Annotated in this window: 12 protein-coding genes; 5 read left to right on the forward strand and 7 right to left on the reverse strand. The window is 61.2% G+C overall.

What is annotated here, in order from left to right; translation table 11 throughout:
- Positions 1-594 precede the first annotated feature (594 nt).
- From NKJ06_RS19640 to NKJ06_RS19655, 4 genes are read left to right on the forward strand one after another with little or no spacing between them, the layout of a single operon-like run.
- Positions 595-1764: an acyltransferase family protein gene (locus NKJ06_RS19640; RefSeq protein WP_352635253.1), complete on the forward strand. Its 1170-nt coding sequence runs from the start codon at positions 595-597 to the stop codon at positions 1762-1764.
- Positions 1761-2867: a glycosyltransferase family 2 protein gene (locus NKJ06_RS19645; RefSeq protein WP_352635255.1), complete on the forward strand. Its 1107-nt coding sequence runs from the start codon at positions 1761-1763 to the stop codon at positions 2865-2867. Before NKJ06_RS19640 ends, NKJ06_RS19645 begins: the two co-directional genes overlap by 4 nt.
- A 3-nt stretch (positions 2868-2870) precedes the next feature.
- Complete coding sequence (locus NKJ06_RS19650; RefSeq protein WP_352635257.1) at positions 2871-3902, forward strand: glycosyltransferase family 2 protein; 1032 nt, start codon at positions 2871-2873, stop codon at positions 3900-3902.
- 9 nt (positions 3903-3911) lie between these two features.
- Complete coding sequence (locus NKJ06_RS19655; protein ID WP_352810429.1) at positions 3912-5696, forward strand: ABC transporter ATP-binding protein; 1785 nt, start codon at positions 3912-3914, stop codon at positions 5694-5696.
- A gap of 354 nt (positions 5697-6050) precedes the next feature.
- Here NKJ06_RS19655 and NKJ06_RS19660 read toward each other — a convergent pair whose 3' ends face one another.
- From NKJ06_RS19660 to NKJ06_RS19690, 7 genes are all read right to left on the reverse strand, one after another.
- Positions 6051-7544 (reverse strand): coiled-coil domain-containing protein, encoded by a 1494-nt coding sequence (locus NKJ06_RS19660; RefSeq protein WP_352810431.1) that lies wholly within the window; start codon positions 7542-7544, stop codon positions 6051-6053.
- A 341-nt stretch (positions 7545-7885) separates the two neighbouring features.
- A complete protein-coding gene (locus tag NKJ06_RS19665; protein WP_352810432.1) occupies positions 7886-10090 on the reverse strand; it encodes a sensor domain-containing diguanylate cyclase in 2205 nt (734 codons plus the stop codon).
- Between the two features lie 260 nt (positions 10091-10350).
- On the reverse strand, positions 10351-10623 hold the full coding sequence (minE, locus tag NKJ06_RS19670; RefSeq protein WP_024501686.1) for a cell division topological specificity factor MinE: 273 nt from the start codon (positions 10621-10623) through the stop codon (positions 10351-10353).
- Positions 10620-11435 (reverse strand): septum site-determining protein MinD, encoded by an 816-nt coding sequence (gene minD, locus NKJ06_RS19675; protein ID WP_352810439.1) that lies wholly within the window; start codon positions 11433-11435, stop codon positions 10620-10622. The genes minE and minD overlap by 4 nt, the downstream gene beginning before the upstream one ends.
- A 75-nt stretch (positions 11436-11510) precedes the next feature.
- Positions 11511-12326, reverse strand: a complete 816-nt coding sequence (gene minC / locus NKJ06_RS19680) for a septum site-determining protein MinC (protein WP_352810433.1) — start codon at positions 12324-12326, stop codon at positions 11511-11513.
- Between the two features lie 129 nt (positions 12327-12455).
- Complete coding sequence (locus NKJ06_RS19685) at positions 12456-13436, reverse strand: dCTP deaminase/dUTPase family protein (RefSeq protein WP_352810434.1); 981 nt, start codon at positions 13434-13436, stop codon at positions 12456-12458.
- Entirely contained in the window at positions 13433-14473 is a 1041-nt protein-coding gene (locus tag NKJ06_RS19690; RefSeq protein WP_352810435.1) for an adenylosuccinate synthetase, read from the reverse strand. Before NKJ06_RS19690 ends, NKJ06_RS19685 begins: the two co-directional genes overlap by 4 nt.
- Positions 14474-14571: 98 nt before the next feature.
- Here NKJ06_RS19690 and NKJ06_RS19695 point away from each other — a divergent pair, with 98 nt between their 5' ends.
- On the forward strand, positions 14572-15174 hold the full coding sequence (locus NKJ06_RS19695; RefSeq protein WP_352810437.1) for a hypothetical protein: 603 nt from the start codon (positions 14572-14574) through the stop codon (positions 15172-15174).
- Positions 15175-15478 lie beyond the last annotated feature (304 nt).

Genomic DNA, 15478 nt, shown 5'->3' on the forward strand with positions numbered 1-15478 from the left:
GCCGGAGCCGGGCGGCAACCGACGAAAATCCGGCGACCATGCTGCACCGCGCAAAGCCAATGACTTCGACTAATTTCTCCGCGGAAACATGATCTAATCCATATAGTATAAATATAGATTGCAAAATTTCGACGATCTACCAAAGAGCCATGGCTTTCTTGTTCCTATAGGCCAAGACCTATTCCCAATCAATCGAAGCGGGAATGTCGACACGACTTAAACCATAGGATTTAAAATCTGAGAAAAATCGCCAAAACCGGCGAGAGATGACCGGTTATGTCAATTTTTAGCGCTTGCTCACATAAGTATTTCAGCCGGGTAGATTTTTTGTGTTGCGCCGCACAATGCCGTAGCCGAACGATCTCCTGGGGGACTCGTTTGCGACTGGACATACGCCGTGGAGGATCCCACCAGGTTGACCAACTGTGCGTCCGTCGATTTCGAGCCCGGCCCGATCGGACTCGCCCCGATCGGACTCGAAAGGCGCGGGTTTGACGGTGCCGGCGCTCTGGGGAAGCTCGTCCCCCTTGGCCTGCCGCTCGAAACGGCCAGCTGGCAACTTCGTCGCGGACATCACGCCGGCGGAAGCCGCTAATGGGAAACGCTCGCGACATCCAACTGGATGCACTGAGGGCCATCGCCGTGACGATGGTGTTGTATTCCCATTTCTTCGCGGCGGGAGGATCTTCCTTTTGGGGCCATATCGGCGTGCGGCTGTTCTTCGTGCTAAGCGGCTTCCTGATCACGCGCCTGCTCCTGGAAGCGCGTTCGGCGGCCGAATTTGAAACCGGCCCCGCGCTGCGATCCTTCTACATCAGGCGCGCGCTGCGGATATTCCCGCCCTATTTTGCCGTCCTGGGTTTCGTCTGGTTGGTCGACCTGGACCAGTCCAGGGGGTCGTTGGTCTGGCATGCGCTTTATCTGTCGAATTTCTGGTATGCGCTACGCAATGACTGGAACCCTTGGGTGCTGTGCCATTTCTGGAGCTTGAGCATCGAGGAGCAGTTCTATCTCGCCTGGCCGCTGGTCGTCCTGCTGGCCCCACGCCGCCGATTCGAGACGATCTGCATCGGCGTCATCGCGCTGTCGCTGGCCTATCGCTTCTATTGGCCGGTCACCGCCAACCCGGCGTTGGCGCGCGACCTGCTGCCGCCGGCATCCATGGATGCGCTGGCGTCGGGTGCGCTGCTTGCCTGCTGGCGGTCCAGGGGCGCCGGCCTGCCGCAATGGATGCGGCTCGGCTGGCCTGCCTTCGCGGCCGCATTCCTGATGATCGAGTGGTTTGTCCCGGCCCCTGCCGATCCGACCCTGGAATGGGCCCATTGGCTGGTGCGGCAAGTCCTGCCCCTGGTGCCGCTGATGGTCATCGTCGCCGCCTGTTCGCGCGGCCTTGGCGGCCGCCTCGGCAAGCTTGCCGAATTGCCGCCGCTGCTTGGTCTCGGCCGCATCAGCTACGGCGTTTATCTCTATCATCCGATATTGCTATCGCTCGCCGTCAAGTCGCAGCCCTGGATTCCGCTCAATGTCTCGGAGCAAGGGCCAGGGCGGTTCCTGGTTGCAAGCGCAGCCACAATCGTCGTGGCCTCGATTTCCTGGGTGGTTTTCGAAAGGCCGCTCAACAGCCTCAAGCGCCACTTCCCCTATGTCGCACGCGCCAGTGCCGCACAGACCGGCCATGGCGGTTGGCTCGCGAGGGCGGCCGGCGGATCGCCCGATGGCAGGACGCCATCGCTCGACCTCCAGCGAACGGATGCAAGACGATGACCGCCGCGCCGCTCGTCTCCGTCCTGCTGCCGGTCTACAATGCCGGGCCCTATCTCGCCGCCGCACTGGGAAGCATCCTGCGGCAGGATTACGGCCGCCTGGAAATCATCGCGATCGATGACGGGTCAACCGACAATTCGCTCGAGATCCTCGAGCGATGCCGGGAGGCCGACAGCCGCATCTCGATCATCTCGCGCGAAAACCACGGCCTCGTCGCGACGCTCAACGAAGGGCTGGCGGTCGCCCGGGGCGAGCTGGTCGCGCGGATGGACGCCGACGATGTCGCCTATCCCTGGCGCTTGTCGCGCCAGGTGGCGCTGTTTGAACGGCGGCCCGAGTTGGGCTTCTGCGGCGCCGGCGTCGACATGTTGATCCGCGGCCGCATCGCCAGGGGCAAGCCCGATCCGGTGTTCCAGTTCGGCCGCATCCCTATATTGGCGATGTTCTTCACGATCTTCATGCACCCGACGGTGGTCTTCAACAGGAAGATCGTCAACGACGGCGTTCTCCACTACGACCAGACCTACAGGCACGCCGAGGATTTCGATCTTTTCAGGCGGCTGGCCGGCCGTTACCCGGCAGCCATGATGCCCGAAAACCTGGTCGTGTACCGCGTCCATCAGGCAAGCGTGACCAGCCGGCACGTCAAGGAGATGCGCAGGACGCATTTGCGGATCGTGGCCGAGAACCTCGAGCGCGAGGGCCTGGCGGAAACCACGCGGGACCTGCGCGACATTGGCGACACGGTCAGCCACGACACCGTTACCCGTGCGGCCAACTTCATCGTCGCGCTGGAGGAGGAGATTTGCTCGCTGCCGGCCGCGACGCGGCCGAGCTTCGAGGCCGGTGCGCTGAACCTATTCTATTTCATCTACCAGCTCGTAGCCGACGAAAAGCAGCCCCCGCTGACGCATGAATTGCTGACGCGGACCGCGAAGTGGAACGTCATCCGGCGTCGCGAGCAATATGCGCTGCGGCCCGGCGCCTGGGCGCCCTGGCTCAGCCTCGCCTCGCTGTCGGCCAGCAGGCAAGCGGACGCCATGGCATACTTCTTCAAATCCGCGCCCGCTGCGGCGGTTTTGGCACCTTATCAGGCGGGCTGAGGGATGATCGTCAAAGCCCACCAACCCCTGCAGCGCGATCGTTCGACGGCGCTTGGCGCCGCTTCGACCGGTCCCCGCCCGGAACGATCGGCGCCGGAAGTCAGCTTCATCATCTGCACGCGCAACCGTGTCGCCGTGCTGGAGGCCTGCATCAAGTCGGTGCAAGCCGCGTGCCGCGCACATGCCGGCTTCGCGGCCGAACTCGTGGTCGTCGACAACGGTTCGAGCGACCGCACGGCCGAACGCCTGGCCAGCATCGCCGAGATGTCGGACATTCCATTCACGGCCATTTGCGAGCCGCGTCCCGGATTGGCGGCTGCCCGCAACGCCGGGCTGAGGCGCGCGCGGGGCCATGTGCTGGTCTTCGTCGATGATGATTGCGCGGTCCATCGCGACTACCTGCGCGATCTGGAGCGACATTATGCGTCCGGGGAACGATGGCTCATCCGGGGAGGTCGTGTCGAGCTTGGCGATCCCAGGGATTTGCCGTTCACCATCAAGCGGTCGCTTGTGCGCGCGCGGCTGACACCAGATGTTCATCCCGGCGGTTTTGTGCTGGGCTGCAACATGACGATGCACCGCGATGTCGCGGCCCGCATCGGCTATTTCGACGAACGCTTCGGCGCCGGCGGCCCCCTGCGGTCGGCCGAGGACACCGATTACCTCGTGCGAGCGATGTTGCTCGGCATCCCGGTCGAGTATGTGCCTGACATGACGATATTCCATCATCACGGCCGGCGGGATCGCAAAGCCATCGAAAAGCTCCACCGCGACTATAGCCTGGGCAATGGCGGGCTCTGCCTGAAACATGTTCGCCATGCGCCCTGGCTGCTTCGCCATTTCTACTGGGCCGCAAGAGGGGCTTTTCGCGAATTGGCGGGCGGGCCTGCGTTCGATCGTGAACTCAACCTGTCGCACTGGCCGATCGTCTCCATGAATTTGCTCGGCGCGGCCAGGTTCGCGGTTCTCCTGCTGGCGAGACGGCCGCAGGCTCCGTTGCGGCAAGATCAACAAGCCAATGCCCAGGCGAGGTGAAATGCTATAATGCCATTGCTACCGCCAAGCCTGCCGATGCTGTTCCGAGCGTTCGGAAAGCGGCAACTGCGACTGCTTCCGGCCGTGGTGGTTCTCGGTCTGGTCAGCGCTGCCCTCGAAGGGTTCGGCATCGGCCTGATCATCCCGTTGCTGGGCATCATCATGGGACACGGGGATGCGGCGGGAATGGCCGGTTTCTCCGCTGTCCTCCAGCACGTCGGATCGGGCTTGAGCGAACGCGACCGGCTTGTCGCCATTTCGGTCGCCATCCTCGGCTCGATCGTGCTGAAGAACGTCTTCGCCTTCGCCAACACGCTGCTGACGACCTTCATCTCCGGCAAGGCAAGTCATTCGATCCGCAGCGCCTTGTCGGAGCAGCTCTTGCGGGTCGGTTACCCCTTCTTCCTGCGGCAGAGTCCCGGACGCCTGCTCAACATCATCTCCAACGAATCCTGGCGGGCGTCCGATGCGATCCAGATCATGCTGTCGGCCATCGTCAGCGCATCGGCCGCCATCATCCTCTTGGCTTTCCTGCTGCTGCTTTCGTGGCGCATGACGCTGCTGGTCACGCTCGGACTGGCGCTCGTCCAGATCGCGCACGCCATCCTCTCGGCCAATCTGAAGGAGCCAAGCCGCAGCGTCGCTTCGCGCAACGGCCACCTCGCCTCGCAGATGCTCCACCTTGTGCATGCCGGACGCCTGATCCGCATCTTCGGACAGGAGAACCGGGAGAAGGCGATATTCGATACGGCGTCCGATGCGGTTCGCCGCGCCTCTTTCGCCCTGCTTGTGCGCCAGGGAGCGTTGCCGCCGCTGACGGAGGTTCTCCACGCCATGCTGTTCCTGGCGGTGGTGATCGGCGCCTGGCTGGCGCAAGTGAGTTTCCCGCTGATCATCGCGTTCGTCATACTGCTCTACAGGCTGCAGCCGCATATGCGGGCCCTGCAAGGGTCGTGGAGCCAGCTGCAAGGACTGAGCGGATCGCTCGAAGAGGTGACATGGATGCTGGATCCCACTGGCAAGCCGCAACCACCGCAAGGCGACGGGCCGTTCCACGGTCTGCGCCAGGGCATCAGGTTCGATGATGTGACCTTCACCTATTCCGGCACGGATCGGCGTGAAGTGGTGCTGCATGCGGCGACGTTCGAAATCGGCAGCGGCCGCTCGACGGCGCTGATCGGCCGCTCGGGCGCCGGCAAGACGACGATCGTCAATCTCCTGTGCCGCTTTGTGGAACCGGACACCGGCAGGATTCTGATTGATGGATCGCCGCTCGACCGGATCGACGCCAGCCAGTGGCGACGGCACATCGCCCTGGCCAGCCAGGAGCTGGAATTGGTCGATGGCACCATTTTTGAAAACATAACCTACGGGCAGGACGCGGCGACAGTCGGCGACGCCGAGGGCGCCGCAAAACTGGCCGAAGCGCATGAATTCATCGAACGGCTGCCTCAGGGTTACGAGACGCTGGTCGGCTACAGGGGTGTCAATTTGTCGGCGGGACAGAGGCAGCGGATCGCATTGGCCAGGGCCCTGGTGCGCGATCCCGATCTCCTCATCCTGGACGAAGCCACCAACGCGGTGGACGGACTGTCGGAAGCGGCAATCGTCGAGACCCTGAAGTCGAGAGCCGGCCGCCGCACGACCATCGTCATCAGCCACCATCACAGCACCATCTCGTTCTGCGACGACGTGGTTATCCTGAGCGGCGGCCGGGTGAAAAAGCAGGCTCCTTTCGGCGCCCTGGCATCGCTCAGCATGGACGAGCTTTACCAGCACGAGCCGCTCGACTGATGCATGTCGCCCAAAAGTGCGCAGCGGTTTTGGGTCAACGACATGCATAAAAGCGAGGGCCACGCGATCGCTTCCCATACGCGTTCGTGGCCTGCCGGCTGGCGGATCGCCGCATGGTTCGAATCAGAAGTCCAGGAGATTGCCGCTCGCACCTTCCGTGATCGCACCAATGCCTTGCAGAGGTGAGGCACGCTAGCTTGCCTGTGCGGCGGACCTGTCGATCCGCCTGGCCGGTGCCCATTGGTTTACTCTCCGGATGAGGTGCCGGCCTCCCCTCCTGGCGCTGTCGTCCAGGCCAACCTCCGGCCGGCCGGCGAAGCGATGTCGCGGAGCATCCTGGAATGACGAATTGAGCTAAGTCGCCGCGCGGAGGGTCCTGCGGGTGCGCCGCCTGCCCGTTGCCCGTGCCTTCTCCGCCATCACGCCGGCAATCTCGACCACCTCACCCTCGCGCTGTCTGCCGTTGGTGGCCTTGTGGAGCCGCTCGTAGGGCAGCAACTCCTTGATCCGGGCATTGAGCGACACGATTTCGGCCCTGAGGTCCTCGCACTCCTGCCTCTGGACATCGAACTGTATCTGTTCCGATGCCTGTTGCAGCGCAAGCTGTGAAAGATTGGCGTTCAACTTCGAAAGGCTTGTCTTGTCGCTTTCGTTCTCGTCGGTGAGCGCGGACAATCTTTCATCGGCGATTTTCTTTTCGGCCAGGGTGTCGTTCAATTCACTCTTGAGCCTGGCGATCTCGCTGACGGCGTCGCTGTTCTCGTTCGAGGTTTGCTCCAATCGCGATTGCAGATTCTGGATCTCCGAACCCAACCCGCGTATTTCCGCCTGACTGCGAGCCAGCTCGGCTTCCCTGTCGCCTTCCATCATGCGGGCCGCTTCGGTTGTTTCCGACAGCTTCGCCTGTGCGGCCTCAAGCGACTTCTGGAGCCGCATCTCCTCCTTCTCGCTCTTGCCGAGCGCGGCCAGCAGTTCTGCGAGCCGCGCGGCTTCGCTGGCGTGAATCGTCGAGAGTTCGTCGAGCCTGTGGCGCGCCTGGGATTCCCGCTTCAGCGCCTTGTCGAGCTCGATCGACAGGCTGACATGCTTTTCCCGCAGCATCTTGCTCTCGCGCAGGCGCCTGTTGGCCTCGACCGTTCTGCCGGTCAGCCGCTTGGCGATGTCGCCGAACTCCGCCTCGCGTTTGGCGTTCGCATTGGCTGTCTCCACGAGTTCCAGCCTTGTCGCGGCAAGCGCCGCACGAAGCCCCTCCCTGTCCTGAACCAGGCTTGTCTCGCGCTGTTGCAGCACTTCGAAAGCGCCTTCACGCTCGCGCAGCTTTCTCACCGTGTCGTGCAGCTTTTCCGTCAGCGTTCTTTGTTCGGCGGCCAGGCCGGCATTTACCAGCTCCAGTTCGTTGGCGCGAAGAATGTCGCTGTGAAGGATGTTGAGGAATTCGCGCGTCAAATGGTGTGAGGTCCCGATCTCCGACAGTTTGTCGTTGATCTCTTCCAGATAATCCCTGGCGTCATGGAAGAGCCCTTCAAAGGCACTCAATGCAGCCAGTCGGGTCTGGGTATGGGGTGTCAGTCGTGGCGCGGTTTCGGACCTGTCCGTATCGTCCGTACTGTCCGCGTTGTTCGCATCATCCGCATTTGCCGCATTGGCCTCGGGTGGCGGATCGTCAGGTCCTGCGGCGGGATCGGGGACATCGTCGCTCTTTGGCGGTGCCAGATCCTCGGCGTCGAGACTTGCATCCAGCGCGTCCGCCAATTCGATCTGCAGATCCTGGTCCGCCAATTCGAACTGCAGGTCCTGGACTGCTTTATCTACCTCTTCAGCACGCTTGATCAGGCCTCTGAAGTTCATGACCGAACTCCCCTTACGCACACCTCAACTGGGAACTTAACGAATTACTAATATAGCCTACATCCACTAATTGCGTAGGGGAAGCCCGCGTTGGCACAAAGGTTAATTTGGGACATTTGGGACTGGATGAGGCGAGCAACCGATGCCGCTGCCGTGGAAAAGCTTGTTCCTTGTCTCACGGTGAGGGGGTTCTGAAGGGCGGCAAGACCCGTGGCTCGCAAGGCAAAGCCCGCGCCGGGAGACCTCGGGCGAGATGTGCCGCCGAGAACTCGCCTGATCCGGCTTGGCGGGCGCTGGGTGATTATCGCGGATGAGACTGAGTGCCCTACCCCGAAAGCGTCTCAGCTGCCTTTCGGGGCTGGCACCAACTGGATCGGAGGTCGCTCACCGGGCGCGTTGCCCAGCGCGATGGCGACCCGGTCGCGCCCGTTACCCTTGGCATCGTAGAGCGCGTGATCCGCGGCATTGGTCAACTCGGCCCAGCCCACGCCATGCTCGGGGTAGGCGGCGACCCCGAACGAGGCTGTGACGGTGCCCAGCGTTCGGCCGCGATGCGTCAAATGAAGCTTCCTGATTGCCTGGCGCAGCGCTTCCGCCCGCTCGGCACCTTCCTGGACCGAGCTTCCCGGCATGACCAGGGCAAACTCCTCGCCGCCGTAGCGCGACACGACATCGCTATCCCTGGCATGCTCGATCAAGGTGGCGGCGACCTGCTTGAGGACAAGGTCGCCGGCTTCGTGGCCGAACGTATCGTTGAACTGCTTGAAATGATCGACATCGAGCATGATGACCACCAGCGGCTGGCCCGAGCGCTCCATCCGGCGCAGTTCGCGGCTGCTCGTCTCCTCGAGATATCGCCGGTTGAACAGACCGGTGTTCGGATCGCGGATCGACTGCTGCCGCAGCGTCTCGCGCAGGCGCAGATTGGCCAGCGCCAGCGCCAGCGTGTCGACGACGCCGCGCAGGATCTGCTGTCTTTCAGCCAGCCATTGCGGCTTCTCGGCCGCATTCGGCTCGCACAGATGAAGGATGCCCAGCGTTTCGCCTTGCGCCGCCAGAGGCATGCAGACATAGCCCTTCTTGCCGTTCTCGGTGATATGCGCGCAGCGCGGCGTGAGCATGCCGGGGCCGGCGACATGTTCCTGGCCGCGTCTGAGCGCCCAGCAGTCTTCCGGCGCGAATTGCGTGGCGCTCGAGCGGACGTCGCCCCAATGGGCCATCTCTTCCACCAGGTTGCGCGACGCGCTGGTCAAGTGGACGGTTCCGCTCAAGCCACCGAGGAACTCGGCCATGGCGGTGCCGACCACCGAGAACGCTTCCGGGAAGGTGACGCAGGCCTGCAGCAGTTCTCCAAGCTTCACCAGACGGGTCGTGGTTTCGGACTTCTCGTGCAGTTCGCGGTTGAGGAGCGCCAGCTGATCGGCACGTTCGTTGACCACCCCTTCCGCGCGCCGCAGCTCGCTGATGTCGTTGAGCGTGAGGACCAGACCGCCTTCCGATCGGCTGAGCGGACTGCAACTGGCGATAACCGGCAGATGCGAGCCATCGGATCTGGTCAGGCGCACTTCGCCCTGATGCTGGCGGCCGGTGGCTAGCGCCATTTGGATGGGAGAAGCGCCAGCGGCGAACGCGCCGCCCCTGGGGTCGCGAACCGTCAGCACCGAATCCCATTGCTGCCCGACGATCTTGTCGGCGCGCCGCCCGATCATCGTTGCCGCCGCCGGATTGGCGCTGGCGATGCGGCCGTCGCCGTCCAGAACCGCGATGCCTTCGGCAGCCGTCTCGACGATGTCCTCGACATGCGCCCGCGCCGATGCAAGCTGGTCCGCCATCGTGTTGAAGCCATCGGCCAGCTGCCCGAATTCATCGTTGCGGGCGTGACTGATGCGCGCCATGGCATTGCCTTTCGCCAGCGCTTCCATGCCGCGCATCATGTCCCTGAGGCCGGAGCCGAAACGGCTGAGCAGCAACCATGCGAAGCCGATCGCGACCAGCACGGCGGCCGCCGCGCTGAGGCCAACCAGCCAGAGCAGGCTATTGGTGCGCTGCTCGGCGGCATGCAGAACGGGGTCATATTCCAGCAACACGGCGCCGATGATCGTATCCTCGGGATGTTCGATCGGAACGGCCAGTATGGCGTTCACTTCCTCCGGGTCGACAAATCTGCGCGGAATGCCGTCCGCCAAGGTCTGGCCGATTGCGTTGCCGGGGTCGTGATCGAATTTCTCGCCAACCTGGTGCTCTTCGTCGGCGGCATGGGCAAGGATGATCTTGTTGCTGTCGAGGACCAGGAAATCCCGGTGCAGGCGGCGGTGCTGGTTCACCATGAATTGCTTGAGCGCCTCGGGCCGCTCGAGCAGCGAAGGCGTCCCGTCGGTTGATTTGAAGACGATGGTGTCGGCCAATTCCCGCGCGACGTTGGTCGCCTCGGTCAACCCCAGCGATTTGGTCGCCGCTATCTGCGTAAAAATCGCGACGCCGCCGACCAGCCCGATCAGGGCCGCGGCGGCCACCATGGAAAGAATGATCTGGCTCTTGATGCGCACGTCATGGCCCTGCCGAGAACGACGGCATCTTATACGCCAGATTGAGCCTGCATTTCATTTCCTATGGTTTATTACCAAATGCTTATCATCGTCCTAACGACGCCAGGCGCTGCTCCTCGCGCGGAGGGAGCGGGCTGGGCTCCCCACCTCCCCCTTGTGGGGAGGTCGGACCGCAGGTCCGGGTGGGGGTGCTGGCGCCGACCCCCACCCCGATCCGCGTTGCGGATCGACCCTCCCCACAAGGGGGAGGGTAAAAAAGATCACCCCGCCATCGCCAGCGGCACAGCACTCTTGTTGGGGATCTGGATGTCGATTTCCAGCGTCGACATGGTCTCGCCGCGGTCCATCGAGACCTGGAGGTAGTCCTGGTCGATCTGCACGTGCTTGGCGATGACGGCCATGATCTCCTCGCGCAGGATGGAGACGAGATCGGGCTGGCTGCGGTTGCGGCGCTCATAGGCGAGCAGCACTTGCAGCCGCTCGCGCGCCACCGGCGCGCTGGAGCGCCGCTTGAAGATGTCGAGCAGGTTCATGCCGCCCTCCTTCCCAAAAGACGATCGAGGAAGCCCTTGCGTTCGAAGGGCACGATGACAGGCAATTCCTCGCCCTCGAGCCGCCTGGCGGCGTCGAGATAGGCGCGTGCCGCAGCGTTCAGCGGCTCTGACAGCGTCACCGGCGAACCGAGGTTGGAGGCCCTCAGCACATCCTGGCTCTCCGGAATGATGCCGAGCAGCGGCACCGACAGGATTTCCAGCACGTCGTCGATCGACAGCATTTCGCCGCGCGAGGCACGCGCCGCGTCATAGCGCGTGACCAGCACATGCTTGGCGATCTGCTCGCCCTGCTCGGCCTTCATGGTGCGGGCGTCGAGCAGGCCGATGATGCGATCGGAATCGCGCACCGACGACACTTCCGGGTTGGTGACGATGACGGCCTCGTCGGCAAAGCGCATGGCGAGCTGCGCGCCGCGCTCGATGCCGGCCGGGCTGTCGCAGAACACATAGTCGAACACCGAGCGCAGCTTGTCGATGACTTCGCCGACGCCGTCTTCGGTCAGCGCATCCTTGTCGCGCGTCTGCGAGGCCGGCAGCAGGAACAGCGTCTCCACCCGCTTGTCGCGGATCAGCGCCTGCGACAGCTTCGCCGTGCCCTGGATGACGTTGACGAGATCGAACACCACGCGGCGCTCGGCGCCCATGATCAGGTCGAGGTTGCGCAGGCCGACGTCGAAGTCGACAAGCGCCACCTTCTTGCCGGTCTTGGCGACCGCGGCACCAAGGGCCGCCGTCGAGGTCGTCTTGCCGACGCCCCCCTTGCCCGAGGTGACCACCACTACCTTGCCCATTGAAAAGCCTCCGTTGTTGTTCATTTGTTGTTCTTGCCGGGCGGCCCTTCGGCCGCCCAAATATCGAAACGACTGTCAGTTCAGCGTCGAAACGCGCAGGCTCTCGCCATCGAGAAACGCCTGCACCGGCTTGCCGCGCGAAACACCTTCCATCTCCTCGGCGGTGACGTACCAGCCGTCGACCGCCAGAAGCTCCGCCTCGTTCTTGCGGCAGAAGATGCGCGCGCCCTTGTTGCCCAGCGCACCCGCCGAAGCGCGTCCGCGCAGCGTGCCGTAGACATGGATCGAACCCGCCGCGATGATCTCCGAGCCGGACGCGACCGAGCCCAGCACGATGACATCGCCATGCGGATGCACGATCGCCTGGCCGGAGCGGATCGGCGCCTTGATCATCAGCGTGCCCGAAGCCTCCTGCGCAACCTGCGGCTCGCTTTCGTCCACCTTGCTTGCGCCAGCCTTGCCGCCCTTGTCCTTGTCCGGCCCGGCTTCAGGCGCCCTGCCCTCGGCCTTGCCCTCTGACATGCCGGAAACATCCTCCCGCGCCTTGCGGCCGGGCAGCAACCCGTCCGTCGTCGCCTCCTTGGCGCCGACCAGCACCGGCGGCAGGTTAGGCTCGAGTGCGGTGTGGCCGTCGAGCTCGATGGCGTAGATGCGGATGCCGCGATGGCCAAGCACGTCGACCAGCGATTCGATCGCGGCGACATCGGGCTTCAAGGTGTTGAGATCAAGCACCACCGGCCGCCCGGCAAAGTAGCCCGGCGAGTTGCCGATCCAGTGGTCCAGCCCCTCCAGCCAGGCCGCCAAGGGATCTTCCGGAGTCAATGTGAAAGCGACGAAGGAGCGGGCACGAAAACGAATGGATTTGGCCTCGAGGGGAGCGGCAAAAGTCACGGCTGGCGAATCCTTACTGAGAGGTAAACGCTAGCGAGGGAATGGTTAACGAATGGTTAATGGGAGGGGTGGGATGGAGGCGAAGCGGCCTGCGAGTGTGACTACGTCAGCCGGGATTACCTCTGAACCTTACTTCTTGTAACTCTCAACCAAAGCCTTCAAATCTTGCATCTCTTTTGACAACTGATACCGCGATTCTCTCAGTTCGGTTTGCGCTGAGGTGGCAAATTGTTGAGCTCCATTGTAGAGTGACCACCCAGTCAAAACTAATCCCACTGCGGCGGCAATGCCGCCCAAAGTGTAAACGGTTAGTAGATTGCGAGCCCGGTCAGCTTGAGCGCGCATTTCAGAGACCGCTATCTGAATTGCATGCTGTGGCGGACCGCCGCCGGTAGCCTGAGCCAGATAGTCATCCAGTGAATGCCGGCTGTTTTTCGACGCCGGAAATGGTGGTTGGTGGTCTATCGATTGTGGCAGCCAGGACAATCGGGGCGTTTTTGTTTCTGGATTCTTCCAGCTCATCTTGGTAAATTCAAAATAAACAAGGCCATCTCCCGCTGAAATATAATATTCCTGTGAAGTGAAATTATGGATTGGAATGGAAAGTTTCCCCTGAAAACCAGGATCGACTAAAGGACCGGTGCCAACGAGCAAACCTCGATAAACATCTTTAATCATGAGATTGAACCGAGCCGCGATATACGAGGGCATCCTAAATGTCGGCTCAAGCGTAAGAAAACAAACAGAATTGGGTGCAAGACGGACATGGTCTCGAACACATGACTCCGTCTCTCGCATTTTCATATCCTTTGTAAGGTAGAATCGTTCCACATGCCCCTGTTCGTTGCGGTATCGAACCGGTCCCTCGGCAGACACAAGATAGGTCGCAGGCTTAGTCAGCTTGGACGTGTGGAACGGCTCAATCATACCGGTAGCAACCGCGTAAGTCGCCAGGTGACCGGCGTTCAAAAGAGCTGGAGGAATCTCGCCATAATAAGGATCGAATTCTTTCAACAGATCATATCGTTGCTCATCTGAGAGCTGCGACTTTGAAACGGCGGCTTGAAAAGCCGCTACTTGCTTATGAAAATCTTCAAGGCTTATCCTCATATTGCTTCTCTCAAAAACAGTGACGAGCGCGGAATCAATATTTCGGGACCATAACCAACGAAATCCACGCTCCGATTCAACTCGGCTTCGACCCCGCGTAGAAAATCTCGACTCTTAACTGAAGGTAATTCATTCTTACCCTGCGGATCGACATAGTCCATATGATTAAGGAAAATCCTGTGGGGCTGATTGCTCGCAATGGCTCGGTTTACGACAAGAGAATCAAATCGAGCAACGCGACGGACGCGATGCGTCGCGGTTGTGTATTCTACAAATTCAGGCGGCAGCTTGGCTTCGACTGCCAACTCACCCCATGAAATCTCCTTCGGCAATGGGCCCGAATTTCCTCCAACACGAATCGGATATGTCCTTAACACCATCGCCACATCGTCAACGTCATGAGGCGCAAGGCCAGCCTCCGCAAGGAAGCCAGCGGCGGTAGTATCTCGACTTGTCGCATAAGGGAAATCAGCGGAGTGCCATACAGACAATCCAAACCCTTGCGTACCTTCTACAACAATGCGCTGCCCTTTCTGTAATAGACCGCGCAGATACCAAGAAATATCCTCTTCCATAAAGGGCGCCAATTCCGGGAAATCTTTCACTAATAGGTGATTTGGGGAACGCGACAGGCGGTCCATAAGCGCAGCGCCAGTCCCAGATCCCGTCGAAGCTATACGTGCAACGATATCGCCGCTGGCCTCTTCCTCAATATGTTGCTTTGTAACCAGAGAAGCTTTCGAATCGATACGAAGCCGAGCGGGCGTTACGCCTAGCTGTCGTATCTCAGCCAACAAAATGTCGGGGTTAATCAGGCTCCCAGCTGGGAGGACAATTTGGGTATCGGTCCCAACCGCACCGGCAGGCAACTGGCGCAGAGTGTGGAGTGTGCCCCTCTCGTCGACCGCAGAATGTCCCGAATTCGGCCCACCGACCCGCACTACTGCGGTAGCTCGCATAGTCCGTGCAAGGTAGGCGGACACCTTGCCTTTGCCCTCTGATCCAAATTGACCGCCCACTACTACCGTCACCGGCATCCGATATCTCCACTTTGCCCGCCATGCCAACGAATATAGGATAACCGAGTATCCGATTTTACATCCTGATATGGAACGGCAGTCATGAGAAATTTTCGATGAGGGTCGCAGGAAATAGCATTCGCATCGCTGTTGGCCCGACCATCCTCCTCGGGTCGGGGAATTTTTTTGACTATGACGACACAGAGAACAGCGAAATCTCGCTCTTAGATTTGGCCTATGGCCTTGCTTTCGCAGCCCGTTTCTCGGGGCAATGCGTAAGTCAAAATACCGGTCGACGAGTTTACTATTCGGTTGCACAGCATTGTGAAATCATGAGCCGCGTCGCCCCCCCCGAGTTCGCATATGCGGCACTCATGCACGAATGTGGCGAGTCGGTGTGCGGCGACCTCACCACTCCTCTGAAGTCAAAGTTGCCTGATTATCGACGCATCGAAAAGCAATGCGAAAAGGCCATAATGTCGGCCTTTCAGGTTGGCGATTTCGATCGTTCAGTCATAAAAACATACGATGTTCGGCTCTGGGTAACGGAGCGAAGAGACCTTATGAATTGGGACGGAAAGAGATGGAGCGAAGATGATGTTGCGGAGCCATTTGATTTCGAGATTGTTCCTTTAGGCCCGTATGAAGCTGCCGACGCTTTCGTTGCCAGATTTCTCGAGATTGCTCCTCACGAAATGCAGGCCAAGTTTAGACCTTAGTCGCTGATTCGCCAGCACCTTTCAGCGTGAGCGGTCTTCCTCTCCCCAACCACCTCGACATATCCCCTCACCTCCCCATCCAGCCCGCTCAGCCGCCAGGTCTCGCCCTCCCTCCCCTCGACACAGCACGGCCAGATCAGCACCTTGCCACCGCCTTCCGGCAGGTCTAGCACATGGACGGGACTGCAGGTGCCCGATAGGCGAGTGGGGCGCCGCCCAGCGCCTAGCTTGCGCGATGGCGGCGCGCCAGTATTCCGCCTCAAAGCTACGAGTCTGGCTTTGCCGCCGATTACGAAATTGTGGC

Origin of the sequence: Mesorhizobium sp. M0293, from assembly GCF_040321735.1 — a bacterium.
Taxonomy (GTDB): Bacteria; Pseudomonadota; Alphaproteobacteria; order Rhizobiales; family Rhizobiaceae; genus Mesorhizobium.